The organism is Kribbella sp. NPDC048915, assembly GCF_040649595.1.
GTDB lineage: Bacteria > Actinomycetota > Actinomycetes > Propionibacteriales > Kribbellaceae > Kribbella.
Genome location: NZ_JBEZFT010000012.1, coordinates 83,720 through 109,193, shown reverse-complemented (window position 1 = coordinate 109,193; position 25,474 = coordinate 83,720). Strand labels below are relative to the sequence as shown.

At 69.8% G+C, this 25,474-nt stretch carries 23 protein-coding genes and 1 riboswitch; of the genes, 4 read left to right on the top strand and 19 right to left on the bottom strand.

Annotated features, from left to right (window positions below):
* Positions 1–5 precede the first annotated feature (5 nt).
* From AB0B82_RS09720 to AB0B82_RS09670, 11 genes are all read right to left on the bottom strand, one after another.
* Positions 6–1,079 carry a substrate-binding domain-containing protein gene (locus AB0B82_RS09720; RefSeq protein ID WP_360164568.1) on the bottom strand — a complete coding sequence of 358 codons (1,074 nt, stop codon included), beginning with the start codon at positions 1,077–1,079 and terminating at the stop codon, positions 6–8.
* 81 nt (positions 1,080–1,160) lie between these two features.
* Positions 1,161–2,336: an ROK family transcriptional regulator gene (locus AB0B82_RS09715; RefSeq protein WP_360164566.1), complete on the bottom strand. Its 1,176-nt coding sequence runs from the start codon at positions 2,334–2,336 to the stop codon at positions 1,161–1,163.
* A gap of 149 nt (positions 2,337–2,485) precedes the next feature.
* Positions 2,486–3,271, bottom strand: a complete 786-nt coding sequence (gene cobS, locus AB0B82_RS09710; RefSeq protein WP_360164564.1) for an adenosylcobinamide-GDP ribazoletransferase — start codon at positions 3,269–3,271, stop codon at positions 2,486–2,488.
* Positions 3,268–3,795: a bifunctional adenosylcobinamide kinase/adenosylcobinamide-phosphate guanylyltransferase gene (locus tag AB0B82_RS09705; protein WP_360164562.1), complete on the bottom strand. Its 528-nt coding sequence runs from the start codon at positions 3,793–3,795 to the stop codon at positions 3,268–3,270. The genes cobS and AB0B82_RS09705 overlap by 4 nt, the downstream gene beginning before the upstream one ends.
* Positions 3,788–4,636 (bottom strand): ECF transporter S component, encoded by an 849-nt coding sequence (locus AB0B82_RS09700; protein ID WP_360164560.1) that lies wholly within the window; start codon positions 4,634–4,636, stop codon positions 3,788–3,790. Before AB0B82_RS09700 ends, AB0B82_RS09705 begins: the two co-directional genes overlap by 8 nt.
* On the bottom strand, positions 4,633–6,243 hold the full coding sequence (locus AB0B82_RS09695; protein ID WP_360164558.1) for an ATP-binding cassette domain-containing protein: 1,611 nt from the start codon (positions 6,241–6,243) through the stop codon (positions 4,633–4,635). The genes AB0B82_RS09700 and AB0B82_RS09695 overlap by 4 nt, the downstream gene beginning before the upstream one ends.
* Positions 6,240–7,325: an energy-coupling factor transporter transmembrane component T gene (locus AB0B82_RS09690; RefSeq protein ID WP_360164556.1), complete on the bottom strand. Its 1,086-nt coding sequence runs from the start codon at positions 7,323–7,325 to the stop codon at positions 6,240–6,242. Before AB0B82_RS09690 ends, AB0B82_RS09695 begins: the two co-directional genes overlap by 4 nt.
* A gap of 11 nt (positions 7,326–7,336) precedes the next feature.
* Positions 7,337–8,071, bottom strand: a complete 735-nt coding sequence (locus AB0B82_RS09685; RefSeq protein ID WP_360164554.1) for an SCO2322 family protein — start codon at positions 8,069–8,071, stop codon at positions 7,337–7,339.
* A 117-nt stretch (positions 8,072–8,188) separates the two neighbouring features.
* Positions 8,189–8,277, bottom strand: a riboswitch (cobalamin riboswitch).
* A 51-nt stretch (positions 8,278–8,328) separates the two neighbouring features.
* A complete protein-coding gene (locus tag AB0B82_RS09680; RefSeq protein WP_360164552.1) occupies positions 8,329–8,538 on the bottom strand; it encodes a hypothetical protein in 210 nt (69 codons plus the stop codon).
* Complete coding sequence (locus AB0B82_RS09675; RefSeq protein WP_360164550.1) at positions 8,535–9,545, bottom strand: aldo/keto reductase family protein; 1,011 nt, start codon at positions 9,543–9,545, stop codon at positions 8,535–8,537. Before AB0B82_RS09675 ends, AB0B82_RS09680 begins: the two co-directional genes overlap by 4 nt.
* Before the next feature lie 44 nt (positions 9,546–9,589).
* The gene (locus AB0B82_RS09670) at positions 9,590–10,177 is read right to left on the bottom strand and encodes a DUF3043 domain-containing protein (protein WP_360164548.1); all 588 of its coding nucleotides are present in this window, start codon (positions 10,175–10,177) and stop codon (positions 9,590–9,592) included.
* A 167-nt stretch (positions 10,178–10,344) separates the two neighbouring features.
* Between AB0B82_RS09670 and AB0B82_RS09665 the strand changes: the two genes are divergently transcribed.
* The 4 genes from AB0B82_RS09665 (at position 10,345) to AB0B82_RS09650 (ending at position 13,928) form a co-directional block, all read left to right on the top strand.
* Positions 10,345–11,172, top strand: coding sequence for a PspA/IM30 family protein (locus tag AB0B82_RS09665; RefSeq protein ID WP_360164546.1), 828 nt, complete (start codon positions 10,345–10,347; stop codon positions 11,170–11,172).
* Positions 11,169–11,444, top strand: a complete 276-nt coding sequence (locus tag AB0B82_RS09660) for a hypothetical protein (RefSeq protein WP_360164545.1) — start codon at positions 11,169–11,171, stop codon at positions 11,442–11,444. The genes AB0B82_RS09665 and AB0B82_RS09660 overlap by 4 nt, the downstream gene beginning before the upstream one ends.
* A gap of 284 nt (positions 11,445–11,728) precedes the next feature.
* Positions 11,729–13,264 (top strand): sugar transferase, encoded by a 1,536-nt coding sequence (locus tag AB0B82_RS09655; RefSeq protein ID WP_360164543.1) that lies wholly within the window; start codon positions 11,729–11,731, stop codon positions 13,262–13,264.
* Between the two features lie 94 nt (positions 13,265–13,358).
* Positions 13,359–13,928: a sigma-70 family RNA polymerase sigma factor gene (locus tag AB0B82_RS09650; RefSeq protein ID WP_360164541.1), complete on the top strand. Its 570-nt coding sequence runs from the start codon at positions 13,359–13,361 to the stop codon at positions 13,926–13,928.
* 42 nt (positions 13,929–13,970) lie between these two features.
* Here the strand turns inward: AB0B82_RS09650 and AB0B82_RS09645 are convergent, their stop codons facing one another.
* From AB0B82_RS09645 to AB0B82_RS09610, 8 genes are all read right to left on the bottom strand, one after another.
* Complete coding sequence (locus AB0B82_RS09645) at positions 13,971–14,327, bottom strand: hypothetical protein (RefSeq protein ID WP_360164539.1); 357 nt, start codon at positions 14,325–14,327, stop codon at positions 13,971–13,973.
* 5 nt (positions 14,328–14,332) lie between these two features.
* The gene (locus AB0B82_RS09640; protein WP_360164537.1) at positions 14,333–15,976 is read right to left on the bottom strand and encodes a right-handed parallel beta-helix repeat-containing protein; all 1,644 of its coding nucleotides are present in this window, start codon (positions 15,974–15,976) and stop codon (positions 14,333–14,335) included.
* Between the two features lie 13 nt (positions 15,977–15,989).
* The gene (locus tag AB0B82_RS09635; RefSeq protein ID WP_360164535.1) at positions 15,990–17,204 is read right to left on the bottom strand and encodes a glycosyltransferase; all 1,215 of its coding nucleotides are present in this window, start codon (positions 17,202–17,204) and stop codon (positions 15,990–15,992) included.
* Complete coding sequence (locus AB0B82_RS09630; protein WP_360164533.1) at positions 17,201–18,442, bottom strand: hypothetical protein; 1,242 nt, start codon at positions 18,440–18,442, stop codon at positions 17,201–17,203. The genes AB0B82_RS09635 and AB0B82_RS09630 overlap by 4 nt, the downstream gene beginning before the upstream one ends.
* On the bottom strand, positions 18,439–20,070 hold the full coding sequence (locus AB0B82_RS09625; protein ID WP_360164531.1) for a hypothetical protein: 1,632 nt from the start codon (positions 20,068–20,070) through the stop codon (positions 18,439–18,441). Before AB0B82_RS09625 ends, AB0B82_RS09630 begins: the two co-directional genes overlap by 4 nt.
* On the bottom strand, positions 20,067–21,287 hold the full coding sequence (locus AB0B82_RS09620; RefSeq protein WP_360164529.1) for a Wzz/FepE/Etk N-terminal domain-containing protein: 1,221 nt from the start codon (positions 21,285–21,287) through the stop codon (positions 20,067–20,069). The genes AB0B82_RS09625 and AB0B82_RS09620 overlap by 4 nt, the downstream gene beginning before the upstream one ends.
* A gap of 82 nt (positions 21,288–21,369) precedes the next feature.
* Positions 21,370–23,295, bottom strand: coding sequence for an alginate lyase family protein (locus AB0B82_RS09615; RefSeq protein ID WP_360164527.1), 1,926 nt, complete (start codon positions 23,293–23,295; stop codon positions 21,370–21,372).
* Entirely contained in the window at positions 23,292–25,466 is a 2,175-nt protein-coding gene (locus tag AB0B82_RS09610) for a bi-domain-containing oxidoreductase (RefSeq protein ID WP_360164526.1), read from the bottom strand. Before AB0B82_RS09610 ends, AB0B82_RS09615 begins: the two co-directional genes overlap by 4 nt.
* Between the last annotated feature and the right edge of the window lie 8 nt (positions 25,467–25,474).

Here is a 25,474-nt window from a genome sequence, read left to right as displayed (position 1 = left end):
GCGGACTAGTTGCTGCTCAAACCCGCAGCGGTGCAGGCGGCGGCGAATGCCGCGGTGCAGATGTCGGTGATCTTGTAGATGTTGTCCTTGACCACCGTGTCCTTGATGTTCTCCTTGGTCACCGCGACCGGGTCGAGAATCGTCGACGGGACGCCGCTCTTCTCGGTGGTGGATTCCGGCTTGTCGCCGTTCGCCAGCGCCACGGCGGCCTTGGCGGCGGCCTCGGCCTGCGGCTTGACCGCCTTGTAGATGGTCATTGCCTGGTCACCGGCGACGATCCGCTGGATCGCGGCGAGTTCGGAGTCCTGACCGGTGACCGGCGGCAACGGCGTCACGCCACCGCCCTTGAGCGCCGCGATCGCGCCGCCGGCGGTGCCGTCGTTGGCGGCGTACACGCCGACCAGGCCGTTCTTGATCGCGCTCAGCTGGCCCTCCATCCAGGCCTGCGCCTTGTCCGGGCTCCAGTCCGGGGTGTCGAACTCGGCGGCCACTTTGAAGCCGCTGGCGTCGAGCACGCCGTGCGCGCCCTTCTTGAAGTCGGCGGCGTTCGGGTCGGTGGGGGAGCCGTTGATCATGGCAAGGTTCCCCGAGGTCTTACCGGCCGCCTTGAGCGTCTCGACCAGCGTCTGGGCCTGCAGCTTGCCGACGGCCTCGTTCTCGAACGACACGTAGTAGTCGGCGTTCTCGATGAACCGGTCGTACGCGATCACCGGGACGCTCTGGCCCTTGGCTGCGTTCACCACGGCCGCGGCGGCCTTGCCGTCAACCGGGTCGAGGACGAGCACGTTCGCGCCCTGGGTGAGGGCGGCCTCGGCCTGCTGCTGTTGTTTCGCCGCGTCCTGGTCGGCGTTGCTGTAGATCAGCTCGCAGTCGGCGCAGGCCGCCTTCAGTGCCTCGGTGAACAGCGGACGGTCGAGCGCCTCGTACCGGGTGGTCTTGGACTCGGGCAGCAACAGCGCGATCTTCTTCGCGCTGCCTGAGCCGCTGCCGGAGTCGTCGGAACCACAGGCCACCAGGGACACGGCGAGCGCCGAGACCGCGAGGCCGAGACCGGCGAGACGGATTGCAGAGACGGACATAGGCGGACTCCTTGACAAGACAGGCCCCAATTGGCCTGCCCGAAGTCAAGCTCGGTCCAGCGTTGACGTCAAGACTTGAATTCAAGAAGTAGAGATATTTGCTTGACTCAGCAGCGACGCGCGGTGCAGGGCCCCGACGATGTCGGCTTCGTCGCCGAGTTCGGCAGGTCGGACATCGACGGTCGCCGCGGCGCTCGGGATCGCGCACCGGTCCAGCGCTTCACGGAGCGGATCGAGGATCAGGTCGCCCGCCTCGGCGAGCAGGCCGCCGACCACGATCGCCTCCGGATTGAGCAGGTTCACCACCCCGGCGACCGCGACCCCGACCCGGCGGCCGGCGTCCTCGATCACTCGGCGGCAGCCGAGGTCGCCGCCGAGCGCGCGGGTCACGATGTCCTTGAGCCGCAGTGGTCCGTGCGACGCGGCCAGGCTGCTGATCAGGGCCCGCGAGCCGACGAACGTGTCCAGGCAGCCGCGGTTGCCGCAGCGACAGATCGGGCCGTTCTCGTCGATCGTGACGTGGCCGATCTCGCCGGCCGTACCGGCCGAGCCGCGGAACACGTCGCCGTTGACCACCAGTCCGGCGCCGACGCCGTACGAGAACTTCAGGTAGCAGCCGTTCCGTACGCCGCGGAGCGCGCCGGCCCGTAGTTCGCCCAGGGCGGCGAGGTTCGCGGTGTTGTCGAGCGCGACCGGGGCCCGCAGGTACGCCGACATCGCCTCGGTGACGTTCACGCCGCGCCAGCCGGGCAGCACCGCGTCGGAGCCCGCTTCGCCGCTGATCGCGTCGACCGGCATCGGCAGGCCGAACCCGATCGCGGTGATGTCCTCGACGCCCGAGCTGACCGTCTCGGCCAGGTCGGCGAGCAGGCGGGCCGCGCGCTCCATGCCCTCGTCGGCGACGTGGTCGGCCTGCAGCGGCATCAGCTGCTGGGCGAGGATCTCCTGCGAACCGTTCGCGACCGCGACCCGGACGTCGCGCTCGCCGAACGTGACACCGGCCAGCAGGCCGCCGCCGGAGGCGAGTGAGACCAGTACGGCGCGGCGGCCGTTGCGGATGCTCCGCGAGAGGCCGACCATGCCGGCCCGGTCCAGCTCGCGGACCATGTTCGACACGGTGGCCGCGGACAGGCCGGACGCGGCCGCGATCTCGACCTGGGTGAGGGGGCCGTGCTGGCGGACGACACTGAGAACGCGCTCACGGTTGGCTTCGCGCAGCGAAGCCTGTGAGCCCGGAGCCGGGCGGGTTGCGTTCATTACATAAAGATAACGGATTGCGGGCCGTGTTCGGCCGCCCACCGGTCGTGAATCATCACCGTCATCCGCAACCTCGCCGTCACTACCCCACTAGAACGTTTCATCGGCGACAGTAGACCACCGGGGCGCCGGAGTGGTGGAGGGAGCGCTCACATGGTCAACGCGAGTGTCAGGAGCGCGATCGCGAGCGCGATTTCGACGGTCGCACCCAGCACGTCACCCGTGGTCCCTCCCAGCTGCCGCCGAGCCCGTCGACTGATCAGCACACTGGTCGCGACCGCCAGCAGCACTGCAGCCGCAGCCCCACCCACCGCAACGCCCGTGGCTGGGGTGCTCAGCCAAGTGAGGGCAATGGCGGCGGTGACGACGATGGCTGTGGTGGCGGCTGCCTTGATGGGAGTTACTGTCGCAGCAACCAGGCTTCCCAGGCCGTCGGGGCGGGCCGAGGGGATTGTGGTGCGGCAGGACCAGGAGAGGGTCAGGCGGCTGGCGGTGGTGGCGACGAGGGTTGCTTGCCAGCCGAAGCCGGACTGGACGCAGGCGGTGAGGGCGGCGACGTCCAGGAGGAGTACGGCGGTGATCGCGACGACGCCGAACGGCCCGATGTCGCTCTGCTTCATGATCCGCAGCATCGTCTCGCGGTCGCGCCTGCTGCCGAGCGCATCGGCGAAGTCGGCGAGCCCGTCCAGGTGCAGCCCACCTGACAGTACGGCCACGACCAGGACGCCCAGTACCGCCGCCAGCAGGTCGGCGTCCGGCCGGATGAGCTGAGCGAGTGCGACGACTCCGGCGGCGATTCCACCGAGCACCGCTCCGGCCGCCGGCGCGAGCAGCATCGCGCGCCCGCCGACGGCACGGTCGACGCGGCTCGGTACGCCGACCGGCAACACACTCAGCGTGCCGAAGCAGAGCCGCGCCGCGTCGCCCCAGCTCATGTGAGCGGTAGTGTCCGGCCGGCGATCGTCCAGAGGACCTGGTCGGACGCCAGCGAGATGGTGGTGTTCAGGCGGCCCATCAGGTCCCGGAACAGCCGCGTACCAGGATCGGCCGGGACGATCCCGGATCCGACGTCGTTGCTCACCGCAACCACATGCCGCGGAGTGCCGGCCCATGCGTCGGCGAGTGCGGCGATGCGATCCTCGACCAGGTGCGCGTGGGTCAGGTCGGTCCAAACCTCGACGGCGTCCATCGTCCGCGACAGCCAGAGCGTGAGGCAGTCGATCAGCAGCGGCGGGCCCGCGGACTCGAGCAGCGGCACCAGGTCGAGAGTCTCCGCGAGCCCCCAGGAGACGGGGCGGCGGGCCTGGTGCTTCGCGACGCGCTCGGCCCACTCGGCGTTGCCGGAGTCGTCTCCGCCGGTGGCGACGTACACGACGTCCTGTAGGTCGGCCAGCAGCCGTTCCGCGGCGATCGACTTGCCCGAGCGGGCGCCGCCGAGCACCAGGATCCGGTCAGCCACGCGTCCTCCCGAGGTCGGGGAGGTCACGCACGGGCGCGGGTTCGGTCGCCGTGTCGAAGACGACCGGTGCCTCGAAGGCAGCCTTGCGCGCCGTCCGCCGGAACGCGTTCAGAATCGGCCGCCCGAGCACCAGCACCAGCATCGCGCACAGAATGCCGCGCGGAATGTCCCATCCCAGCGACGTCGCGACTACGAACAACAGATAGCGGTGCAGGTTCTCGGCGAGCTCGTCACCGGGAACGTAGGAGAAGTCGCTGCCGAACGTCGCGTACGGCCAGAACCACAGGTTCATGATCACTCCGTAGGCGACACCCGCGACCAGCGAGTACGCCGCGAGCACCATCAACTCCAGCCGCCCGCCGACGCGCGGCAACAGCCCGGCCAGGCAGCCGATCCACGCGCACGCGAACATCTGGAACGGCATCCACGGTCCGACTCCGCCGCTGATCATCGCGCCGCCCAGCAACGACACGGCCCCGAGTACGAATCCGAACCCGGCGCCGAACGCCCGGCCGGCCAGTACCAGCAGGAAGAACCCCGGCTCCAGACCGGCCGTCCCCGGACCCAGGGCCCGCAGGGCCGCACCGATCGCGGCGAGCATGCCCAGCAGTGAGATCACCTTCGCGTCGATGCCCGACTCGGACAACTCCGCGAGGATCACCCCGACCAGCAACGGCAGCAGCAGCACGAACAGCCAGGGTGCATCCGTCGTATGGCCGATCGCCGACTCGCCCGCCTGGGAGGTCTGCAGAAACAGTGGCCAGGCGAAAGCGAGCACGCCGACCGCGGAGGCGACCAGCAACGCGATCGTGCTCCGGGGCATGAAGCGGATCAGCTTCATGATGCCCGGTCCAAGGCGTCGGCCACCTCGCCGACGGTCAGGAACGGCAACGGAGCAAGGATCTTCGCCACCTGCGGCGCGAACGCGGGCGACCCGGCGATCACGTCGGCGGTCTTGCCGTCACTCACCAGTTCACCGTCCGCGAGGACCAGGACGCGCGTCGCGACCTCGGCCACCATCTCCACGTCGTGGGTCGACAGCACCACGGCATGGCCGGCGGCTGCCAACTCGCGCAGAATCGCGACCAGACGCCGCTTGGCGCCGTAGTCGAGTCCCCGCGTCGGCTCGTCCAGCAGCAACAGTGGCGGCGCTCCGCACAGCACAACGGCGAGCGCCAAGCAGAGTCGTTGCCCCTCGGACAGGTCGCGCGGGTGGGCGTCCAGCGGTACGTCGGGTGCCAGCCGCTGCAGCAGTGCGCGGCAACTGCCGGCGGGCACGTCGAAGTCTGAGTCCGCCCCTGCGCATTCATCCGCGACGGTCGCGGCGTACAGCAGGTCAGCGGGCTCCTGCGGGACCAGTCCGACCGCCTTGACCAGCTGCTTCGGTTTGGTCCGTTGCGGGTCCGCTCCGGCCGCCACCGCAGTACCGGATCGGATTGGGAGGACGCCGACGAGCGCGTTGAGCAGCGTGGACTTGCCGGCGCCGTTGCGGCCCATCAGCGCGACGACCTCACCGGCGCGGATGCTCAGCGAGACACCACGCAGCGCGGTCACGGTGCCGTAGGCGACGACCAGGTCGGTGCACCGGCCCAGTTCAGCGCCCAGTTCGGCGACGGGACGGTCCGGGGCTGAGGCATCGAGCTGACTGCGCAGTGCGACCGCAGCACGGCGTGCGTCGCGCACGGACAGGGGGAGTGGCGACCAGCCGGCCAGCCGTCCCAGTTCGACGACCGGCGGGGCGACCGGCGCGGTCACCATGCGCTCGGACGGGAGGCCGGTCGACACGGCGGCAGCGCCACCCGGCACCTCGATCACGCGGTCGGCGTACTGAATCACGCGCTCCAGCCGGTGCTCCGCCATCACCACAGTGACGCCCAGGTCGTGCACGAGCCGCTGGAGCGCCGCCAATACCTCCTCGGCCGCCTGCGGGTCCAGCGCGGACGTCGGCTCGTCCAGCACCAGTACGGCGGGGTGCGACGTCAGCGCTGCGCCGATGGCGGTGCGCTGGCGCTGACCGCCCGACAGGGACGTCAGCGCCCGGTCGCGGACGTCGGCCAGCCCGAGCAGGTCCAGCGTCTCCTCGACGCGGCGCCGCATGACGTCCGGCGCAATGCCCAGCGACTCCATGCTGTACGCGAGCTCGTCCTCGACAGTGTCGGTGACGAAGCCCGCCATCGGGTCCTGGCCGACCATGCCGACGACGTCCGCGAGATCACGCGGCCGGTGCTCGCGGGTGTCCCGGCCGTTCACCACGACCCGTCCGGCGAGGGTGCCGCCGGAGAAGTGCGGCACCAGGCCGTTGATCGCCCGCAGCAGCGTGGACTTGCCGGATCCGGTCCGGCCGATCACCAGCGCGAGCTCTCCCTCCGGCACGGTGAAGCTCACGTCCCGCAGCGCGGGTGCGGGCGCACCGTCGTACGTCACTGTGACGTGGTCGAACTCGATCATGCGGCCGCCTTGTCGAGAGGTGGTGCAGCCAGCGCCGGGACCAGGCCGACGAGCACGCCGACGGCCGGCAGCAGCGGCAACGGTGGGACGACCAACGGACCGGCCAGCAACAGACCGTGCACGCCACGGATCGCTGCGAACACCATGACGCCCGCGGCCACCGCACCGGCTGCGACGACGAGCCACTCCGGCAACGCCCACGGGTCGGGCCGGTAGCGGGTACGGGCGACCCGCTGCCGGCCGATGGCCATCGCGACAACCGCCAGCAGGATGCCTGCCGCCAGTGCACCGGCTGCGACGGGGAACGCCATGGAGTCGGTCAGCAACGTGTAGACGCCGAGCAGGATGCCGAGCAGCCCCAGCAGAACGCAGAGCGCGGTCAGCCGACGCTGCGCGCGCGACGCCTGCGCCGTCCGGCCGTAGCCGCGTGAGTCCATCGCAGCCGCCAGTTCGACGGACCGGTCCAGCGCGCCTTCCAGCACCGGCATGGCCGTGGTCCGGAACGAGGCGCGCGTCCGGCCGCGCAGCCGGCGCGCCATCCGGATCCGGCGACCGTCGGTCACCAGTTGCGGCGCGAACGTGAGCGCCACGACACACGCCACGCCCATCTCGTAAAGGGCCCCTGGCAACGACTTCAGCAACCGGCGCGGGCTGGCGAGTGCGTTGGCCGCCCCCACGCAGCACAGCATCACGGCGAGCTGGCCGCCGTCGTACAGAGCCGTCAGCAGCGCTTCGGCGGTGACCTCGCCGCCGAGCTTCACCCCGGCTGCCCACTCGGGCAGCGGGATCTGCGGCAGCGTGAACAGCACAGTGTTGCCCTGGGCCCGCGTCGACAGCAGCGCCTGCAGGACCACGCGGACACCGATGACCACCAGACCCAGCTTGAGGAACGCGGTGAAGCTGTGCGCCCACGGTGCGTCGCTACGCCGTGCCGACACGACGAAGCCGGTCACCGCGAGGATGAGGACCAGCAGGACCGGGTTCCTGGTCCTGCTGGCCGCGACAGCCATGCACAACGCCCACAACCACCAAGCTCCCGGGTGGAGCGCCCGGGGGAGGGTGAGGTGGTGGACTGCACGCACTCGCTCAGCTCCTACTTCGCGCCCGCGCGACGGCGATTCAGGACCAGCCCGCCACCAGCGAGCAGCAGGACCACCACGGCGGCGATCACGATGCCGGACCACGGCGTACCGTTGTCGCCTTCCGACGACGCCGGGGCCGCCGGAACCGCCGTCGAACCCACGGCGTCGCCGATCTGCAGCGTGACCGGCTCGTCGGTGGCCGGGACGTTGATGTTCTTCACCTGCTCGCCGCAGCCCTTGGCCGGATAGCCGTCCACGCCGCAGGTCAGGCCTTTCTCGATCCGGACCGGCGCGACGGCCGCCAGGATCTTCGCGCCGTTCGCCTGCACGTCGGTCACCACGCAGGTACCCGTGGCCGGCCCGGGCTGCTCGCCGGCGACCGCGTCCTGCGGCGTGCCGGGGTCGACGACCACCGCGACCCGCTTCTTCCCGGTCTCGGCCGGGGTCTTGCCGCAGATCGCCTCGAAGTCACCCGCGGCGCGCGGCACCCGCGGCTTGGCGCCGCCGAGCGCGTACCGCCAGCCCTCGACGGAGCCGTCGGCGGGGACGAACGCGTCGGCGCCCTTCTGGGCGAACGTCCAGGCGCTGTTGGTCCACTGGTAGTAGCCCCAGAAGCGGTAGCCGTCCTCGGTCGTCCGGTCGACGGCAGCGGTGGCGCTGGTGACGGAAGTGGCTACGGCGGTCCCCGCCAGCAGGAGACCCGCCAGCAGGCTGAGGACCAGTCGTGCGGTCCGGTGTGCAGTCATTGTCGATCCTCGGTCGGGCCATGGCCCGGTGGCGGAGGACACCCGTCTGCACCGGCAGGGTAGGGGGCTCCACCCGCGGACCACGACGGGTAGGTGAGCCTGACTACCTGCGCCCCAGTGTTCCGGCTCGTCACCGCGGGGACACCCTTCGGGGGCCCCACGGTGACCTACGGTTGCGGGTCAGCGCCGGACTTCGACCGGCTTCCCTGGAACGCAGGTGTTGGTTCGACCGAAGCTTACTCTGCTGCTCCCGCGAATCACTCCGCGGCGGACAGGCTCATCGGGCCGTAGACCTCGCGGCCGTCCTCGAGCAGGTACACCTGGCCGACGCCGCGCTCGGCCAGCTCGCGCCAAACCTCACCCAGCCAGCTCTCCGCGTCACCCTGCGCCGAGAACTCCGCACCGCCGACCTCACCCGGGTCGACCAGTGCGCCGCTCGCGGTCTCGAACCGCCAGCTCCAGCTCATGAGTTCGGCCGCTTCTGCGGGGCGTTCTGCGCGGTCTTCGCCGGATCCGTCTCGACGATGTGGCCGAGCACCTCGTCGATCCGCTTCAGCAGACCCTCCTCGAGCCGTACGCCGGACGCCTTGACATTCTCGGTGACCTGCTCGGGGCGGGAGGCGCCGATGATCGCCGAGGACACGTTGGAGTTCTGCAGCACCCAGGCGATCGCCAGCTGCGACAGCGAGAGTCCGACCTCGTCCGCGAGCGGCTTGAGCTCCTGAACCCGGGTCAGCACGTCGTCGGTGAGGAACCGCTTGATGAAGTTGGACCCGTTGGCGTCGGTCGCCCGCGATCCCTCCGGCGGCTGCTGCCCGGGCAGGTACTTACCCGTCAGCACCCCCTGCGCGATCGGCGAGAACACCACCTGGCCGATGCCGAGCTCCTCCGACGCCGGCACCACTTCGGCCTCGATCACCCGCCAGAGCATGCTGTACTGCGGCTGGTTCGAGACGAACGGGATGCGCAGCTCGCGGGCCAGCCGGTGGCCCTCGCGCAGCTGCTCCGCGGTCCACTCCGAGACACCGATGTACAGCGCCTTGCCCTGCCGGACGACGTCGGCGAACGCCTCCATCGTCTCCTCGAGCGGCGTCTCGGTGTCGTACCGGTGCGCCTGGTAGAGGTCGACGTAGTCGGTGCCGAGCCGCTGCAGCGAGCCGTTGATCGACTCGAGGATGTGCTTGCGGGACAGACCGGTGTCGTTCGGTCCGCCGGGGCCGGTCGGCCAGTACACCTTGGTGAAGATCTCCAGCGACTCGCGCCGCTCACCGGCCAGCGCCTCGCCGAGCACGGACTCGGCCTTGGTGTTGGCGTAGGTGTCGGCGGTGTCGAACGTGGTGATCCCGGCGTCCAGCGCCGCCCGAACGCAGGCCTTGGCCTGCTCGTTCTCCACCTGTGAGCCGTGCGTCAGCCAGTTGCCGTACGAGATCTCACTGACCTTCAAACCACTGTTGCCGAGAAAGCGGAAGTCCATACCCCAGACCCTACTGCCCCCGGCCCAGGTCAGCCCGGGTCGGCTCAGGTCGGCTTTTCGCCGCGCTTCACCATCGGCTTCGGCAGCCGCCAGCGGCGCATCTGCATGGTCCGGCGAACGGCGTAGAACCCGAGGCCCTTGGTGGACTCCTTCGGGAACTTGGCCGCCACCTGCCGCTTCAGGCCCTGGGTGAGCAGGAACCAGTCCGCGGCGATCAGCAGGATCATGAACAGGAACAGCAGGTTGACCATGCCGGCCAGCCACGGGAACTGCGGCGAGAACACCACGCCGAGCAGCGACACCACCAGCAGCACCGGGAGCGCGAACTCCATCACCGACCAGCGGGCGTCCACGTAGTCCCGGGCGAACCGCCGGACCGGGCCCTTGTCGGCGGCCGGCAGGTACCGGTCGTCACCGGTCTGCATGGCGGCCTGCATCTTGGCCCGCTCGGTGCGCATCTTCTCCCGCCGGATGGCCGCTGCCTCCTTGCGGTTGCGCGGCTTCTTGAACGCGGCCTTGCGGGCGGCCTCCGCTTCCTTGCGGGACGGCGTGGGACGGCCCTTGCCGCCCAGCTTGCCCTGGGGCTCGACGGGTACGGTGGTAGCTGTCTCAGACTTGGTACGACGGAACACGGGGTCAGAACCTCATTCGCAGGGCTCGGTCGCGACTCGGGGTGGTCCCCGGACCTTCCCACTACTTTATCCGGGCCGGTCCTGATGGTGTGGTGACCCGGTGGGACATAGGGTGGAAGGCACGCACGCCGGGTCGTCAGTCCGGCACAGAAGGGGTACGGATATCGATGAGCATCTTCAAGCGGATGTCGACGATCTTCAAGGCCAAGGCGAACTCCGCCCTGGACAAGGCCGAGGATCCTCGCGAAACCCTTGACTACTCGTATCAGAAGCAGCTCGAGCTGCTGCAGAAGGTACGCCGCGGCGTGGCCGATGTGGCCACCAGCCGGAAGCGGGTGGAGCTGCAGGCATCGCAGCTGCAGTCGCAGGCGGCCAAGCTGCAGGAGCAGGCGCAGAAGGCGCTCTCGATGGGCCGCGAGGACCTGGCTCGCGAGGCGCTGACCCGCAAGTCCGGTCTGCAGGGCCAGATCGAGGACCTGCAGACCCAGCACGCGCAGCTGCAGGGCGAGGAGGAGAAGCTGACGCTCGCCTCCCAGCGGCTGCAGGCCAAGGTCGAGTCCTTCCGGACCCGCAAGGAGACCATCAAGGCCACCTACACCGCGGCCGAGGCGCAGACCCGGATCAACGAGGCCTTCTCCGGCATCTCCGAGGAGATGAGCGACGTCGGTCTCGCGGTGCAGCGCGCCGAGGACCGCACCCAACAGATGCAGGCCCGGGCCGGTGCGATCGACGAGCTGCTCGCCTCCGGCGCGCTCGACGACGCGACCGGGACCAGCAAGGACAACATCACCCTCGAGCTCGAGCGGATGTCGTCCGGCTCCGACGTGGAGAACGAGCTCGCCGCGATGAAGGCCCAGCTGGCCGGCGGCAGCGCGCCCAAGGAGCTGTCCGGTGAGGCCCAGCAGTCCGCCCAGCAGTCAACTCAGCCGACCCAGCAGCCGGTGCAGCAGCCCGCCCCGGAGCCGGCGCGACCTCAGGACGGAGATATTCGGTGATCGTTCGCATCATGGGTGAAGGCCAGTGGCGACTGGCCGACGACAAGCTCGACGCGCTGAACGCGGTCGACAGCGACTTGGAGAAGGCGGTGTCGTCCGGCGACGAGACGGCGTACCAGACCGCGTTCGCGGCGCTGCTCGATTTCGTCCGCGCGGGCGAAAAGGTGCCGGACGACGAACTGCACGACTCCGACGCGATCCTGCCCCCGTCGGACAGCTCACTGGCCGAGATGCGCGAGCTGATCAGCGGCGACGGGCTGATCGCGGGCTGACGTACCCCTTTTCGATCGGCGCCCCGACCCGGCTACCGGTCACTTGAAGTAGTTGTTTGAAACCCCTGGGAATCCGCGTGGCGGGTTTCCGGGGGTTTCGCATTTATGGAACCGAGAAGTCATTTTTTCGCGCGGGTAAACACTCGTCACCAGTGCTTTTTTCGGGCACGTCCCCGTAGTACTCTCTGGGTCACGCCGTTGTGGGGGCGGCGTATGGACGAGGTCCGTGACGGGGTGTGGGTTGGTCACGGGTTTCGGTTTTCACCTGTGGGGGGTGACTGTGCGTGACTGATTTTGTCATGTCCGAGGGGTTGGCCGAATCGGCTGATCCTCGGCCGGCGCCGTCGGGGGAGCGTCGTCGGCCGGTCTGGGTGGTACCGGACGAAGTGCCGGCGGTGGTGCCGCGAGCGGCGCGTTTCACGGAGGCGCGCTGGGTCGCGAAGTACCGCTGGGCGGCGCTCGGCGGCGATCTGGCGGCGGCGCTGTTCGGCGTCTCGCTGGCGCTGGTGGTCCGGTTCGGGGCCCAGATCAACCTCGGCTATTTCTTGCTCGGCGCCGCACTGCCGGTCGCCTGGCTGGCCTGTGTGGCGCTCGAGCGCGGGTACGAGACCCGCTACTTCGGCACCGGCCCGGAGGAGTTCCGGTCCATCCTCAGGGCCGCGGTCGCGTTGACCGCGGTGGTCGCGATCACGTCGTACGCGACCAAGAGCGAGGTGGCCCGCGGCTTCGTGATCCTGGCCGTGCCGATGACCTGTTTCGCGGCGCTGGTCGGCCGCTGGCTGCTGCACCGGCAGATCTCCCAGCGGCGGATCGAGGGCCGGTGCATGCGCCGGGTGCTGGTTGTCGGGCGCAACGACCAGGTGACGACGCTGCGCCGGCACCTGGAGGAGCGCAAGACCGACGGGTACGTCGTGGTGGCGAGCTGCCTGCCGCGCGGCGACACCCCGCTGCCGTACCCCGGTGAGGAGACCGACCGGCTCGGCCGGGCGGAGATGGACATCCTCAAGGCGGTCGACCAGTGGGACGTCGAGGTGGTCGCGGTGGCGGCCGATCCGGAGCTGTCCGGACACTCGCTGCGCAAGCTGTCCTGGGCGCTCGAGCAGCGCGGGGTGGAGCTGATCGTCTCGCCGGGCATCGTCGAGGTGGCCGGGCCGCGGATCTCGATCCGGCCGGTCGCGGGACTGTCGCTGCTGCACCTGGAGCGGCCGTCGGTGAGCGGCGGGCCGCATGTGCTGAAGAGCATCTTCGACCGGGTGGTCGGGTGTCTGCTGCTGCTCGGGGCGGCGCCGCTGCTGCTGGTTACCGCGATCCTGATCAAGCTGACCAGCCGTGGCCCGGTGCTGTTCAAGCAGACCCGGGTGGGCCGCGGCGGTGAGCCTTTCCAGATGCTGAAGTTCCGCACGATGGTGGTCGACGCCGAGGAACGCAAGGCCGAGCTGCACGCGCTGAACGAAGGCAACGGCGTCCTGTTCAAGCTTCGCGACGATCCGCGGGTGACCAGGATCGGCCGGTACCTGCGACGGTTCTCGATCGACGAGCTGCCGCAGCTGGTGAACGTGCTCCGGGGGGACATGTCACTGGTCGGCCCGCGTCCGCCGCTGCCCGCCGAGGTCGCGCAGTACGCGATCGACGACGCGCGCCGGATGCTCGTGAAGCCTGGGCTGACCGGCCTGTGGCAGGTGAGCGGACGCAGTGATCTGACCTGGGAGGAGTCCATGCGGCTCGACCTGCGGTACGCCGACAACTGGTCGATCGCACTGGACCTGCTGATTCTGTGGAAAACCGCGCGCGCGGTCCTGGGGAGCGACGGCGCGTACTGACCGGTGTCCTGCGGGACACCGGTGCCGGCCCGCGAAGGGGTTCGGGGCCGGCACCGAAGCGGTTCTTTGGTGAAAGTTCCCGAGGGGGGAATTCGTGACTGTAATCCTGGAAAGGTCGGCCGTCGCCCGGTCCGAGGCGGCGACCCTGGTGATCAGGGCCGCCGAGGGGGACCAGGTGGCCTGGAGCCAACTGGTCGACCACTATGCGCGGCTCGTCTGGGCCGTGACCCGCAGCTTCCGGTTGAGCGACAGCGACGCCGCTGACGTCTCGCAGATGGTCTGGCTGCGGTTGCTCGAGCACATCAACCGCGTCGATCCCGAACGGGTCGGCGCCTGGCTGGTGGTCACCACCCGCCGGGAATGCCTGCGGGTGCTGGCGTTCCGCAAGCGGGTGCTGCTGACCTACGAGGCGACCGCGTTCGAGGACGTGGCCGGCGACCAGCCCGAACTGGACGCCGACCTGCTGGCCGGTGAACGGGCCGAGGACGTCCGCCGCGCCCTGGAGAGCCTGCCGGAACGCTGGCAGCAACTCCTCGGGATGCTGATGGCCGACCCGCCGGTGCCGTACGCGGAGATCTCCGCGACGATCGGGATCCCGATCGGCAGCATCGGCCCGATCCGCGGCCGTTGCCTGGACAAGCTCAGACTGCTGCTTGCCTCCTGAAGCAGCACCGGCCCGGTCCGGACCGCCGGAGATCATGGTGGCTCACAGCATGATCCACGCGGTCCGGACCGGCCTTTGCCTGCCGCCCGGCCAGCGCAGCAGGAAGCTGACCAGCCGCCGCCCGCCGGGCCCCACGCCGCCGCGCGTCTCGACCTCGACCGGCCCGGGCGGGCTGATCCGCAACTCCACCGAGTCGCCGGCCCGTTCCACGTCCAGCGTCACACCGTGTCCCGTGAAGCGCAGCAGCCGGACGTCCTGTTCGCCCGGCGTGTCCAGCCAGCTGTCGAAGACCAGGTCGAGCACGTTGAGATCGCGTTCGTGCCGGCTGAACGCGGCGTACCCGACCGAGCGCAGCAGCGCGATCTGTTCCGAGGTGACGCGTTCGGGGGGCCCGATCATCGCCCTCAGCGCTCCCCGAGCACCTTGACGACGCTGTCCGGGTCCTGCCCGTACGGCGCGCCCTGCCAGGAGGCCCAGTTCACCCGGTTGCCCTGCTCGTGCACGATGAAGTTCCACGGACCGGCGTAGGTGTTGTTGAAGAACCGGTTGCCCTGGTGGAACGTGATCGCGTCCTGCACGGCGTCCTGCTTGTACGGCGACCACGCGGGGAACGTGCCCCAGTTGGAGAACAGGCCGTTGTAGCCGCACCCGGTCCGGGCCGCGCAGTCCTTGGAGACGTTGTTCGGGTCGAGCCGGAACACGTTGTCGTGGACGCGGACGTTCTGTGTCTTCCACCGGCAGTCGCTCAGGTACGGCTGCTTCGTGATCGTGGTCGCGTTGCAGGTCTTGGCGGTCGCCACCGACGGGTTGACCAACGTGCCCGAGCCGGTGCTGGTGTTGGCCGCGGAGCCGGCGAAGCGGTCGGCGTTCTCCCACAAAATCACGCCGGCCCAGTTGTCGATGAAGACATTGTTGCTGATCTCGAAGGTCTTGTTGAACACCCCCGGGACGCGCGCGTCGCTGCCGGACTCGGAGATGTAGACCGCCGGGGTCGGGAAGCCCTGGTTGGTCGGCCCCTTGCCGAGACCGTTGCGGGCGAAGGTGTTTCCCCGGATGCCGGCGTTGTAGCTGGTCTCGTAGACCAGGCCCTCGGCCAGGTTCCCGGCGATGTAGTTGCCCTCGATCACGAAGCCGGTGTTGTTGGTGTCGGCCCACAGGCCGGCGCTGTGGTTGTCGTGCACCCAGTTGTTCCGCACGACCGCGCCGGTGACCTCCCAGAACTTGCCGCCGCCGGTGCAGCCGCAGCCGGGCTTGAGCTTCTCCCAGTCGTCGGTGTTGTTGCCGGCGATCTCGTTGCCCTCGATCGTGATGCTCGCGACCTTGTCCGGGTGGTAGGCGTTGAAGCCGTACTGGCCGTTGTTCTGCAGGCAGTTGCCGCGGATCACGTTGTGGTCGCCGACCATGACGGCGGCACCGGCGTTGTCCTGGATGGTGTTGCCGGTCATCGTCCAGCGGGCGGCAGCGTTGTGGTTCACCACGCCTTCGTCGTTGTTGGTCCGGACCGGTCCGAAGTTCTGGATGGTCAGGTTCTTCAGCGTCACGCGGGTGGCGTAGCCGGTGAACGCGTACCGGTTCCGCCGGCCGCCGTCGAGGATCGCGCCCGGTGCGCCGAGGTAGGTGTTGCCGTCCTTCGGGACCACCTGGGAGTACTCGCCGGAGCCGAGTTTGTGCGTGCCGGGTTCGAGCCAGAACGTCGTACCGGCCGGGTGCTTCTCGGTGATCTGGTTGAGGTTGTCCGCGGTCGTCACTACGACGGCGTTCGCCGGCGCGGTGGCCGGGCCGGACAGCGCCTTGGCGTTGCCGCAGATCTTCGCGGGCGGCGCCGACGGTGCGGCCACCGGACCGTTGGTGACCACCGGTGAACCCTTCGCCGTCGGTGTCGCGGTGGCCGGATCCGGGTCGTCGCGGAGCACGAACACGGCGACTGCGACCAGCGCGGCGACGATGACCAGTGCGACGCCGCCGAGCACCGGCGGCCGCCGGTACCATGCGGTGCCGGCAGCGGCCGGCGGTCCGCCGGGTGGCTTCACGTTTCCTTCGGGGGGCATGTGATCCTCGGACTCAGCGACGGGTGATGGTGACCGGGTTCGCGACCGCGAAGCGGTAGATCTCGAGCAGTTGCTCGACGTTGCGGTCGACCTGATGGTGGGTTTCGTACGTGCTGCGGGCCTGTCTGCCCAGCTCGGCGTACCGCTCGGGGTCCGCGTCGACGTCGAGCAGCAGCTTGCCCAGCGAGGCCGGATCGCCCGGTTCGAACAGCGCACCGTCGACGCCGTCGGAGATCAGGTCGGGGAAGGACCCGTGCCCGGACGCCAGCGGCGGTACGCCGACCGCCATCGCCTCCACCACGACCAGCCCGAACGTCTCCTCCCACGCCGACGGCAGCACCACCGCACGGGACTCGCCGATCAGCTCGAACACCTCGGCCTTGCTCATCAGGCCGCGCAGCTCGACCGACGGCCGCTCGGCGGCCCAGGCCGTCACCTCGTCGAGCATCGGTCCGCCGCCGGCGATCACCAGCCGGAGCGCGTCGTCGCCGGCGCTCGCGCGGTACGCGTCCCAGCCCTGCATCAGCAGCGGAGCGCCCTTCGCGGCGTCGAGCCGGCCGACGTAGCTGACCTGCCGTCGCGGTGCCGCCAGGTCTCCTACGACCGGACCGTCGTACGGGACCATGTTGTGCTTGACGAAGGTGCGCTCGGGGTCGAAGTCCATCCCGGACATCAACCGGCGTTGCGATTCGGAGATGAAGACGTACGCCGAGACCAGGTCGCGCCAGCTGCGCCGATGGCCGCGCGTGTTGAGCACGGTGGTGGCGGTGGCGAGCGCCGATCCGCGATAGCAGCGGTGCAGGACGCCGGGAACCGGGTTGCCGCCCGCGCAGTCGTGGCAGACGTCGCCGTCGCGGAAGAAGTCGCCGCTCGCGCACAGCAGCTTGTAGTTGTGCAGCGTGATCACCACCGGTACGGCGGCCAGGCGGCAGGCGTACAGCACCGACGGACTCAGCAACGGGAAAGTGTTGTGGATGTGCACCACGTCCGGACGGTGCCGGAAGAGCTCGCGGACGAGGTCCTGCCGGCTCGTCCGGCTCCACACCACCCGCGCGGGCAGCGTCGCCTTCTTGAGCGTCGTCCAGTCCTCGATGTCGTCGCTGTGCCGCTCGAAGTGCCGGACGGTGTGCCCGGCCGCCGTGAGCGCTTCGCTCTCCTGGTCGACGACCCGGTTCTCGCCGCTGGGCGCGGTCGACCGGTACCTGTTGTGCACCATCAGGATCTTCATCGCGGTCCTTCACGGGTCGGTGCGGAGTACACCAGCGATGCCGCCAGCGTCAGTTCCAGCAGGTACGGCGACGCCTCGCTCAGACCGCTCTCGGTGAAGGAGGCGACGACGCAGTAGACGACCAGGAACAGGGCGAGTGCCCGTTGCGGTCCCTGCGGCCGGAACCACGCGGCGACCAGCACGAACGCGACCATCAGGATCGTGATCGCGCAGCCGACCAGCCCGACGTCGTAGTAGGTGCCGAGCCAGTTGCTGTCGATCGGCAGCCCGTTGAACGACTTGTTCGACAGGCCGAAGCCGAACAGGATCTCGAACGTGGAGCGAGGCTGCGCGAGGATCGCGTCCCAGACGAACTTCCGTCCGGTCAGCGCGCCGAGTTCCTCGGTGTCCTGACCGCGCGCCAGCCAGGTGGTCACCACCGAGCTCAGCGTGAGCGCGCCGATCGCGAAGATCGCGATCCCGATCAGGAACGCTCTGCGGGCCCGGGTCCGTGCGGTGAACAGGCTGAGGCCGGCGAAGGTCACACCGATGATCGCCGCGGCGAGCGCGGTCCTGGTGTGCGTGAGCAGCAGCACCGGAACGCAGCAGAGCACACTCGCCAGCGCCACGCTCCGCCGGAGCAGACCCGACATCCACAGCACGACCGTCAGGCCGATGGCCACGGCGGTGTAGTGCCCGACCTGGGTCGGCGGGATCGGCCAGAGGATGCCGTGCAACCGATCCTCGGTCATCGCGAGCCCGGGGGACACGACCAGACCGAGGACGACCGAGCCGACGATTGCCCACAGCACCATCAAGTGCGTGCGGACCAGCAGCAGGTCGCGGCGGATCCACCAGGGCGTCAACAGCCACAGCACCAGCGCGAATCCGCCCAGCCGGCCGGCGCGGAACAACGCGCCGAGCAGGAACTCGGCCCGGATGCTCGCGATCAGCGCCTCGGCGGCCAGTGTCATCAGCAGAAAGATGAAGACACTGCGCCGGACCCGAACCGGCCGGTTCACCGACAACACCATCATCAGGGCGACCACCAGAGCACCCTGGGCGATCAGCTTGCCGAACGCGCCCGGGATCGGCAGCAGCCGCGGCGCGTCCGGGAAGAACGTCATCACGTTCAGCACCAGCAGTGCCCAGGTCAGCTGGACGCGCCGGCGCCGGCGGACTTCCGGCGCGACGACCCGCCGCGTCGGCCGTGTGCCGAGCCGCGTGGTCAGCTGGTTCCCGAGGCCGGCGAGCGTCATCGGCCGAACATCTCCACGTCGACGGTCCGGGCCCGGCCGGACTCCGCCTCGGCGACACCGACGCTCTCGTCGGTGCGGTCCGGCCGCAGCACGATCGCGGTGGTGACCTCGAGGCCGGCCAGCCGCAGCATCTCACCGGTGGCCTGGATCGCGGTCGCGGTGGACCGGCCGGCGGTGACCACAACGGCCGCGTGCGACGCCCAGGTGGCCAGGTGGTCGGCGCCGAGCTCAGGGCTCAGCTCGGCCAGGCTGAGGACGATGTCGGCGACCTCCCAGGCCGCGTCGAGCGCCACGTCACCTGAGCCGCTGGGGCGGCTGCTGTCACCGACGCGCAGGTACGAACCCTCGGCCGGACCGCCGTCCGGGTCGGCCCGGTGCACCTCGATGCGCCGGCCCTGCTCGCTGAACCGTGACTCCTGTGTCCCCGGTGTCTTGACACCCAGCATCTTCGCCAGCTGGCCGGACCGGGTGAGGTCCGCGACCAGGACGTGCCTGCCGTCCTGGGCCAGCGCCACCGCGAGCGAGGCCACGGCGAGCGCACACGTGTGCAGGTCGTCGATGCCGACGACGGTCAGCGACGGCACCGGACGCTCGGCCCAGAAGATGCGGTGCTCGAGATGCTGGACCATCAGCTGCGTCTCCGGACGCCGCTGCTGCGACTTGCGCAACACGGTCGGCCGGGGGAGCAGGCGCAGCCGTGGCGGACGCGCCGTACTCAACCGCACCCGTGCCCCCAGGGCATGGGCGATGTCCTGACGTCGCCACAGCCGGTCCGAGACCAGCGCGCGGACGACGACGAAGCCGAAGCCGAGGAACAGGCCGGCGAGCAGGCCGGTTCCCGCGTTGATGACGAGTGTCCGCTTGACCGACACCGGCACCGGAGCGGCGACGTCGAGGATCCGGCTGCTGTTCATCCGGGAGGCCTGGACCTGCTGGTCGAGCAGCTGCTGCTGGACGTAGACGAGCCGGTCACGGGCCGCGCCGAGCCGAGCAGCCTCCGCGCTGTTCGGTCGCTTCAGGTCCGACGGGTCGTCGCCGGCCGCGCGGACCGCCTGCTCGGCCAGCGAGAGCTCGTTCTTCGCGGCGGTCATGTCGCGGTTCAGCGGCGCGTCCTGCAACGCGATCTGTTCCTTGCGGTAGACGAGGAAGACCTGGGCGACCACCGTGGCAAGTCGCGTCGACTCGGCGTCGGTCTTGCCCTTGGCGTTGATCTCCAGGATCCGGTCGGTCGCCGGGGTCGCGGTGTACTGCTTGAGCAGGTCGTCCTGCGTCGTCGGCAGCTTGAGCAGGTCGATCACGCGCTTCGCGACGGTGTGCGTGGTGGCCAGGTTGACGTCGGTGGCCATCGACTTGGTCTGGTCCTCGCCCTCGCGGTGGGTCAGCAGCAGACGGGTCTTGGACGTGCTCTGCACCGGCAGGACCTGGGTCGAGGCGAGGCCGGCGGCCAGGCCGACCATCGCCAGGACGAGCCAGATCCGCAGGTGCCGGCGCAGCGCGTCCCGGATGAACCGGAAGGTGACCAGGCTGTCCGGCGGGAACGACGCCGAGCGTTCGGCGTCGAACAGGCCGTCGTCGTCGGTCCAGACCGGCTCGCGGACCGCGGGCTCGTTGTAGGGCTGATTACTCATTTCGTTCTCCTCGCCGTGCCGGTGAGGAGCGTGGGCAGTCGCGAGTTGTTCCGCCGCTGCGACTGCGACACCCGGCCGATCGTTCGGTCCGTCGGGTCAGGATCGGTGACTACGAGTCCGTCGATGTTCCGGTCGTCGGCGGCCGCCGCGACCGCGAGCCGGGCGAGCTCCTCGGCGGTGACGGCGCCGGACGAGAGCGCGACGATCGTGTTCGTCGTTCGTTCGGTGCCGGCCAGCTGCGGCGTCTCCCGGTCGACGACGACCAGGTGGATCGTCAGCGCGGACGAGCCCGGTGGCTCCTGGTGCGCGTCGACCACGATCGAGGCGCTGAGCCCGATCGAGTTCGCCAGCGCGGCCAGTTGCGGGCCGAGGGGCAGCGCCTTGTCGTCGCCCGCGAACGACAGGACGGTCAGCGAGACCGGTGCGCCGTTGCGAACGTCGAGCCCGAGGTGGTGCAGGGTCTTGCGCAGGCTCCAGGCTTCGACCGCGGTCGGCGCGTAGTGCTCGAGCAGGTAGGCCCAGTCGGAGACATCGGTCGCCTGGTACGACGAGACCGACGCCAGGACGGGCAGGCCGACCGCGTCGGAGATCTCGTCGCGCAGCCGCAGCCGCCGGTCACCGCGGGCCCTCGCCAGGACGCCGATGGCGCCGGCCACCGCACCGATCAGCAGTCCGAGTCCGCCGTAGATGCCCAGGTGGACGAGCATGTTGCCGCCGCGCGCGGTGGTCGCCTGCTCCAGGACGCGCGCACCGGTCTTCTTGCCCAGGTCACCGGGCAGGTTCTGCGCGCTGGTCACGTACACCAGATAGATCCCGGCGACGGCGTTCGCGAGCTCCATGGACTGCCGCGCGGTCTGTCCCCTGGCGTCGATCTTCAGCACGTCCTGGGTGACCGCGGTGACCTTGACCCGGCGCCGGACCTCCTCGGTCGACAGTGCCGGGGACAGGTTCTGTCCGGCGCTCTTCAGCACCGGCTCGCTCTCGGCGATGAAGACCTGGGTCTCGATGCTCTGGGCCCCGGACTGGGTGGCCTTCTCGGCTTCGCTCACCGGAGGTGGTGGCAGGACGACGAGCGAGGTGGCGGTGTGCATGGCCGGGACGACGAAGCCGTACGCGATCCCGCCGAGCAGCCCGACCGCGGCTACCGCAGCCACGATCAGGCGGTGCCGGCGGATCGCCCGCCAGGACTTCTTCACGTCCAGCTGCTGTGCGCTCACAGTCCCCTCCTGGTGAACGTCCATCGGGTATCGAGTCGTTGATACGGAGTAATAGAGGGGCTGACGCGGGCGCTGATACACCTCAGAAGCGGAAGGTGGTCACGGCGGGGGAGCCGGGCGCGAGCCGTCCCGCCCCGATCAGCGTCGTGCTGGGGATCTTGTGACCGAACCGCGGCGAGTACCAGCCCAGCGGCGGATGGTGTTCGCGGCGGTGGGTGGTCCAGGTGAGTTCGGGCGGGAGCTCGACAGCAGCCGCGCCGGACGGCCATGTGAGCCGCCCGGTGGCGGCGTCGAAGGCCACCTCGGGGCCGAGCTGCCAGGCGATCCGTACGTCGGCTTCCGCGTCCAGGTGGTCCTCCACCCGGAGTACGCCGTCCGCGAGCACCGCCGTACGACGATGGGTGACGGGAGCGTAGCCGTCGTGTTCGGCGTCCCACGTGTTCTCGGCGTACCGGCGTACCGTCCCGGTGGCGCCGCGCAGCCAAAGGAACGGGCCACCCCAGGTCGACTGCTCGGTGCCGGCGACCTCGACGGTGTTGTGGGCGATCGTGGAGCGGAAGTAGTCCCGCCACTCCGCTTCGCCGTGGTAGCAGTACGTCCCCGGGTCGGCGAGCACGTCGACGCCGTCGACGCGTACTTCGAGCGAGAGCGCGTCGGAGTGTGCGTGGGCCGCGATCGAGAGGAAGCCGTGCGGGCCGGCGTCCGCACGGCACCAGATCTCCCGCCCGGCATCGGTACTGCGCAGAACGGTCAGCCCGGCGTCCTGGAAGTGGTCCGGTCGCTCAGGCGGCCGATCGGCCTGCTGGCGGTCGGTGAGCGAGCCGACGATGACAGAGGTCGCCGTGGGTTGGCTGTCGGGCCACCAGGGCGCTTTGCCGACCACAGCGGCTCCCAAGGACAGGTACGCCGACCAACTGGTGACATCTGGTGGGTCGAGGACGAGGACCATGCCTTCGTCGTCGTCACCCTGGCGCGGTGGTCGCAGGGTGGTGTCGACGATCGCGGCGGCCACGTCGACGGTCCGGGTCAGCAGGTCCCATGTCCGCGGGCTCAGCGGATGACCCGCGAGGTCGGCTTCGAGAGCGGCGTACAGACCGAGCTCGGACACGAACCGGTGGTAGTCGGTGGCCAGCTCGCGGTTGACGCCGGACGGGAACGTGTTGGCGTCGAGTTCCTTCTCGAGCAGGGCTGCCGCCTCCGCGCGCCACCGCGCGCTCTTGCTGAACCAGGGGAACGCGCAGGCGCCGACGAGCTGCCCGGCCGCTTCGGCGATCACATGGTTGTTCGCCGACGAACCGCGGCTGCGGAACCCGGCCAGGTACCGCTGGTGCCAGTAGAGCTGCTGCAGCGCCAGCTCGTTGTGTTCGAACAGGTCGGTGATCTCGGGCCAGTCGTTCAGCAGCCGGCGGACCCACGTCCAGCTGATCAGCCGCAGGCCGATCTCGATCCCGCTCGCCCAGTGCACGCCGGACAGGAACGGGTTCGCCCGCCACCAGTCGTTCAGGTGGTCGGCGACGCGTCCGGCGTACCGGTCGTCGTGAGTCAGGTACCAGGCCGCGGCCAGCTGGGTCAGGTGGTGGTGGCGGGACAACTCCCACACCTGCTTGATGTTGCCGACGGCTTCCTCGTTGCGGTGGTTCAGCTTGAAGACGTACTGCGACGGATCGGACCGGCGGCCCGTGACCGGGTCGCGGAACCAGTCCGGCGCGCGCAGGTCCGTGCGCTCCACCCCGAGCACCTCGAGGTTCCCGTCCAGGATGGCGTCGGCGGTCGCGATCACTGCCTTCCGGGCGTCTTCCGGTACGGCGAACGCAGTCCGCGGCGGCAGCGCCGTACCGAACGTCAGCTCCCTGCGCAGTGGAAGCTGAACCGCCGCGTCCTGCCCGGGCCGCACTTGTTGGTAGGCCCAGGCAGTACGGCGTCCCGCATCGCGCAACCGCCAGACGAGTTCGGTGGGGGACATCCGGCGGAGGCGGCGGACGTACCAGCCCAAGGGCTGGCGGCTCATCCTCGCTCCGGCAACACAGACTCCGGCCTGCCGCTCGCCAGACTGCGGTCGACGGCGATCGTGGCGCGGGTGACAGCGACCAGAGCCTCGAACGGAATCGGCATCGGGCCGCCGGACCGCACCGCCGCGACAAAGCGCTCGAGCTCGATCCGCTGACCTTTGTCGGTACTGCGGGCGCGCCGGGTGGAGGGTTTGCGCCCGGTCCACACCGCGGCGCTCTGGAAGTTGTCGAAGCGCGCGTTGCGGCCACCACCGGTGATGTCGACGGTCTCCTTCGGGAACCGCGCGTTGCCGCCGCCGACGTAGCTGATCGTGCCGACCGAGCCGTTCGCGAACCGGAGCGTGACGACGACGTCGCCGGTGTCCGGGCCGGGGACGGCGTACACCTCGGTCGGGAGGCTGTTCAGCCACCAGGTCAGCGTGTCGATGAAGTGCCCGCCCTCGCCGGCGAACCGGGTGCCTTCCTTGCCCGCGTCGAGGTACCAGCTGGTGGCGTCGAGCTTGCCGGCGTTGACCAGGTACCGGAGCGAGAAGTTGCCGCCCGGCTCGCCGAAGCGGGACCTCAGATCGGTCAGCAGCGGTGCGAACCGGCGGTTGAAGCCGACCATCAACCGGTCGTTGCCGGTGGCATCCACCGTGGCGACGATCCGGTCCAGTTCCTCGTCGGTCAGGGCGAGCGGCTTCTCGACGAAGACGGCCTTGCCGGTCTCCAGGGCACGGCAGGCCAGCTCCGCGTGCGTACTGTGCCGGGTCACCACGAAGACCGCATCGAGGCTTTCGTCCGCGAGCACCTCGTCGGCGTCGGTCGAGATCGCCTCGAAACCGAACCGCCGCTGGGCGTTCGCCGCCGACAGCGACTTGTTGGTGGCGACGCGCGCGAGGACGGCGCGCTCATCGTTCTGCAGATGCGGCAGCAGCATGCTCGACGCGTAGTTGCCGGCGCCGATGAACCCGATCCGGACAGCGCCACTCGGCGCCGGACGGGCCGTTGACTCGCTGCGCTGCGCGACCACCTGCTTCGGCGCCGGCGCCGCGGCCTCCTTCGGGTACTCGAAGAGGAACCCGACGCCGGGATACGCGTTCGCGCTGAGCTTCTGGTAGACCTCGGTGGCGTCCGCGATCGGGAACGTGTTGGCGATCAGCGAAGCGACGTCGATCTGCTCGCGGGCGATCAGGTCGACGAAGCACTCCAGGTTGCGGCGCTCGGTCCAGCGGACGTACCCGGCGGGGTAGTCGATGCCCTGCAGTTCGTACCGGTCGTCGTACCGGCCCGGGCCGTACGACCGGGAGAACCGGACGTCGAGCTCCTTGTCGTAGTACGCGTTCCACGGCAGGTCGAGCTTGGTCTTGCCGATGTCGACGACGCGGGCGCGGTCGCGGGCCAGGCGGGCCGCGGTTTCCACCGGTCCGTTCGAATGACCGCCGGCGGCCAGCAGGATGTGGTCCGCGCCCAGACCGTTGGACGCGTCGAGCAGCGCGCGCTCCAGCGCGGCCACACCGGCCTCATCGGGGGCCGAGCAGTGCAGCGCGCCGGCCTTCTCGGCCATCCGGCAACGGTCCTCGACGGTGTCGATACCGAACACCCGGACGCCGGCGGCGACCAGCAACCGGACGACCAGCTGCCCGACGAGTCCCAGGCCGATCACCACGGCCGTGTCACCGAGCTGGACCTCGGCCTGCCGCACACCCTGCATCGCGATCGCACCGACGGTGGAGAAGGCCGCCTGCTCCGGTGGGACGCCGTCCGGCACCGGTACGCAGAGGTTCACCGGCACCCAGTTGTACTCCGCATGCAGTGCGTACTCGTTGCCCGCGGCGGCGACCAGCTGCCCGACCTCGAACTCCTCGGCACCGGCGCCCACCTCGACCACCACACCGCACAGCGAGTAGCCGAGCGGCGTGTACGAGTCGAGCTTGTTCATCACCTTCTTGTAGGTGTTGACCATGCCCTGCTGCGCGACCGTGTCGAGCACCTTCTTCACCTGGTCCGGCCGCGCCTTCGCCTTGCCGACCAGCGACAGCTTGGCCTCGCCGACCTTCATCAGCTCGGTGCCGGTCGAGATCAGCGAGTACAGCGAACGGATCAGCACGCCGCCCGGCGCGCAGGTGGGCGGAGGCACGTCCAGCACGGCCAGCTCGCCGGACTTGTAGTTCTGTGCGACCTGCTTCATACCTGTCC

What these genes read in the sequence shown, in the direction of transcription:
- AB0B82_RS09675 (WP_360164550.1), bottom strand. Translation starts at nt 9,545, where the DNA reads ATGGACTTCCGCTTTCTCGGCAACAGTGGTTTGAAGGTCAGTGAGATC.
- AB0B82_RS09610 (WP_360164526.1), bottom strand. Translation starts at nt 25,466, where the DNA reads ATGAAGCAGGTCGCACAGAACTACAAGTCCGGCGAGCTGGCCGTGCTG.
- AB0B82_RS09645 (WP_360164539.1), bottom strand. Translation starts at nt 14,327, where the DNA reads ATGATCGGGCCCCCCGAACGCGTCACCTCGGAACAGATCGCGCTGCTG.
- AB0B82_RS09700 (WP_360164560.1), bottom strand. Translation starts at nt 4,636, where the DNA reads ATGAAGCTGATCCGCTTCATGCCCCGGAGCACGATCGCGTTGCTGGTC.
- AB0B82_RS09720 (WP_360164568.1), bottom strand. Translation starts at nt 1,079, where the DNA reads ATGTCCGTCTCTGCAATCCGTCTCGCCGGTCTCGGCCTCGCGGTCTCG.
- AB0B82_RS09615 (WP_360164527.1), bottom strand. Translation starts at nt 23,295, where the DNA reads ATGAGCCGCCAGCCCTTGGGCTGGTACGTCCGCCGCCTCCGCCGGATG.
- AB0B82_RS09695 (WP_360164558.1), bottom strand. Translation starts at nt 6,243, where the DNA reads ATGATCGAGTTCGACCACGTCACAGTGACGTACGACGGTGCGCCCGCA.
- AB0B82_RS09680 (WP_360164552.1), bottom strand. Translation starts at nt 8,538, where the DNA reads ATGAGCTGGAGCTGGCGGTTCGAGACCGCGAGCGGCGCACTGGTCGAC.
- AB0B82_RS09635 (WP_360164535.1), bottom strand. Translation starts at nt 17,204, where the DNA reads ATGAAGATCCTGATGGTGCACAACAGGTACCGGTCGACCGCGCCCAGC.
- AB0B82_RS09625 (WP_360164531.1), bottom strand. Translation starts at nt 20,070, where the DNA reads ATGAGTAATCAGCCCTACAACGAGCCCGCGGTCCGCGAGCCGGTCTGG.
- AB0B82_RS09630 (WP_360164533.1), bottom strand. Translation starts at nt 18,442, where the DNA reads ATGACGCTCGCCGGCCTCGGGAACCAGCTGACCACGCGGCTCGGCACA.
- AB0B82_RS09665 (WP_360164546.1), top strand. Translation starts at nt 10,345, where the DNA reads ATGAGCATCTTCAAGCGGATGTCGACGATCTTCAAGGCCAAGGCGAAC.
- AB0B82_RS09685 (WP_360164554.1), bottom strand. Translation starts at nt 8,071, where the DNA reads ATGACTGCACACCGGACCGCACGACTGGTCCTCAGCCTGCTGGCGGGT.
- cobS (WP_360164564.1), bottom strand. Translation starts at nt 3,271, where the DNA reads ATGAGCTGGGGCGACGCGGCGCGGCTCTGCTTCGGCACGCTGAGTGTG.
- AB0B82_RS09715 (WP_360164566.1), bottom strand. Translation starts at nt 2,336, where the DNA reads ATGAACGCAACCCGCCCGGCTCCGGGCTCACAGGCTTCGCTGCGCGAA.
- AB0B82_RS09640 (WP_360164537.1), bottom strand. Translation starts at nt 15,976, where the DNA reads ATGCCCCCCGAAGGAAACGTGAAGCCACCCGGCGGACCGCCGGCCGCT.